Source organism: Methylobacterium sp. C25 (genome assembly GCF_021352225.1).
Classification (GTDB): domain Bacteria; phylum Pseudomonadota; class Alphaproteobacteria; order Rhizobiales; family Beijerinckiaceae; genus Methylobacterium.
The window spans coordinates 1-2947 of sequence record NZ_JAAUVI010000027.1; the positions used below are offsets into that span (position 1 = coordinate 1).

Annotated in this window: 2 protein-coding genes; both read right to left on the reverse strand. The window is 66.9% G+C overall.

Translation table 11 applies throughout. The annotated features are described in order from the left end of the window. A partial coding sequence (locus tag HCU64_RS25105) for a condensation domain-containing protein (RefSeq protein WP_233387215.1) occupies nt 1–2538 on the reverse strand: 2538 nt, incomplete at its 3' end. Nucleotides 2539–2541: 3 nt separating this feature from the next. Further along, nucleotides 2542–2947, reverse strand: a 406-nt coding sequence (locus tag HCU64_RS25110; RefSeq protein ID WP_233387216.1) for a phosphopantetheine-binding protein, incomplete at its 5' end; no start/stop codon positions are given.

Below are 2947 nucleotides of genomic sequence, written 5' to 3' on the forward strand. Positions count from 1 at the left end.
AATGTACAACTCGCCCGTCACACCATCCGGAACCGGGTTCAGATCACCATCCAGAACATGACCAACGCGAGCACCAACCGCACAGCCAATCGGACAAACAGAACCGGGAAATGAGGTCGACGAAATCGGCCAAACCAGCGGAGCGATGACCGTCTCGGTCGGCCCGTAGGCGTTGACGAGGCAATCCGCCGTAACGGCGCGCTGCATCGCCTCGAGACCGTCGCGGGTCCAGGCCTCGCCGCCGACGATCAACGTCCGCAAAGCCAGACGCTCGCCTCGCTCCGCCAAAGCGCCGCTCAGCCGATCGGCATAGGCCGGGGGCAGGAAAAGGCTCGTCACCGCTTCCGCGCGGATCTGCGCAACGAGGTCTTCGATCGACTGCTCGCGGCCGCCGCCAAAGGTCAGCGAAGCCCCGGCGATGAGGGGGGCCAGCCAGCGCTCGTGAGCGATGTCGAAGCCGATCGCGGGGAAGTGCAACTCGCAATCATCCGGCCGCATCCCGTAGAGGTCATTGACCGCGCGGCAATGCATGGCGAGCGGCCCATGCGCCACCGCGACGCCCTTCGGCAGCCCCGTGGAGCCCGAGGTGTAGATGACATAGGCGAGTTGGTGCGGATGGAGCGGTACGGCGAGATTGCCGTCGTCATCGCCCCCCTCGTCGCCTTCCTCGGCGAGCAGGATCGGGATGCCCGTCGAATCCAGCCGTCCGCTCAGGCCGGCGCTCGTCACGACGTGACTGGCGCCGGCATCGCGCAGCATGGCGGCCAAGCGCTCCGGCGGGTGATCCGGATCGAGCGGCAGATAGGCAGCCCCGGCCTTCAGAATGGCGAGCAGCGCAATGAGCAATCGCGGCGAGCGATCCATCGCGACGCCGACGAGACCGGCAGGTGCGACTCCCGATGTGCGCAGTCGCCGTGCGAGCCGGTTCGCGGCAGCATTGAGCCAACGATACGTCAGGGCGCCATCGGACTGAACGACGGCGATCGCGTCTGGCCGGTGAGCCGCGTGCTCCTCGATCAGCGAGACGACGGAGGTGTAGAGCAACGGCCCATGAACCGATGCTCCGGCACGCAATGCAGGCCGGTCGAGCAGCCCCATTGTGCCGACGGGGCGATCCGGCTCTGCGAGCAGCTGGCCCAGAAACGCGCGAAAATGCTCCGTCATCGCGGCCGCGGTCGCGGTATCGAACAGATCGACGGCGTGGACCAGGCGACCGATGATCGTGCCGTCGCCGCTCTCGCGTGTCGTCAATTCGAGGTCGAAGCGGCAATGCCCGCTCTCCTCGCTCACTTCGGTCCATTCGAGGCCGCCGACCCGGCGTGGCGCTCGGGCAGCGGGCTCGTGGCTGTAGGAAACCTGAAACAGCGGATTGCGCGACAGGGCGCGCTCGGGCTGAAGGGCATGGACGAGGCGGTCGAAAGGGACCTCGTCGGAACGGGCCTCGCCGATCATGTCCCGCATCTGCGTGACAAGTTGAGCGAAGCTGAGGTTCGGCTTCGGGCCGATGCTCAGCACCTGCATGTTCACGAAGAAGCCGACCAGGTCCTCCGTGTCGGCGCTGGTTCGTCCCGGCGACGGCGTCCCGATCGCTGGTGCTCTGGCCCCCGTGTACCGCTGAAGGAACAGCGCGAAGCTGGCCGCGATCAACGCGAAGGGCGTCGCGTGAACGCGCTGGGCGAGACTTTTCAAGCGAGCGGTTTCGGCGTTGCCGATCTCGAACGACGTTGTGGCGCCGCGTTGGCTCGGCGCTTCCGGTCGCGTGCGATCGAGTGGCAGTCGAAGATCCTCGTCGCCCCCTAGGCGTGTACGCCACCTGTCGATCTTCGGCTCGTCGGCGCCGGCTTCGCGAAGCAGGTGTTCCCAGAGGGCGCAGTCCGCGTAGCGGAGCGGCGGTGCGCCGGACGACGAGTGATTGCCCGCGATACGTTGCTCATAATCGCGCGCAAGGTCGCGGACGATCAGGTCCATCGACCAGCCGTCCGACACGATATGATGGATCGTCAGGCGGAGCCGATGCTCCTGCTGGCCGAGGCGAGTGAGGCGCACACGCAGCAGTGTCCCGGCTTCGAGATCGAAGGGTTCGGCCCTGTCCGACAGATCCACTGCGGCGAGTTCAACTTGGCGCGCGCCCTCGTCGAGATCGGCCAGATCTGTTCGTAGCAATGATAGCGGTGCGGGCGCATCGGCCCGCTGCTCGACCACGCCGTCCTGCTGTCGAAAGCGCGTCCGCAACGCTGCGTGCCGCGAGACCAGCGCGTCGAGGGCTTGCTGCAATAGGGTCGTATCGAGCGGGCCGGCGAGACGGATGCAGCCGGAGATGTTGTAGGCGGCGCTCTCGGGGTCGAGCCGCGCGAGGAACCAAAGCCGCCGTTGCCCCGAGGAGGCGATGCTCCAATCCTCGCCGGCCAGTCCCGGCGGCACGGGCAGGCTCGACAGGTCGATGCCGAGCTCGCGCGTCTTGGCGAGGAACGGCCTCCTTTTCTCCGCAGGCAGAGCGGCGAAGCGGCGAGCGATGTCGACCAGATGCGAATCGGCCATCGATCAGGCGTCCTCGAAGGCCGAGAGCAGCGCGTCGAGCTGCTTGGCCTTGGCACCGGCGACCGCACCTTGCTCGCTGGGTTCGAAAACGCGCGACAAGGCTTCGATGGTTGGCCGTTCGAACAGATCTTTAGGCGAGCAGGGGTGATCGAATCGCTGACGCAGGCGCGAGACGACCCGGATCGCCTGAAGGGAGTCGCCTCCTGTTTCGAAGAAGTTTTGGGTGACGCCGATGCGTGGGAGGCCGAGGATTTCGGCCCAGATGGCGGCGAGCGCGGTCTCGACGGGGTTGCGCGGGGCGACGTAGTCGTCGGCCTGTGCGAGGGCGGCCTCCGGTGCGGGCAGCGCCCTGCGGTCGAGCTTTCCGTTGGGGGTGAGCGGGAAGCTGTCGAGCACGACGAGATGGGCG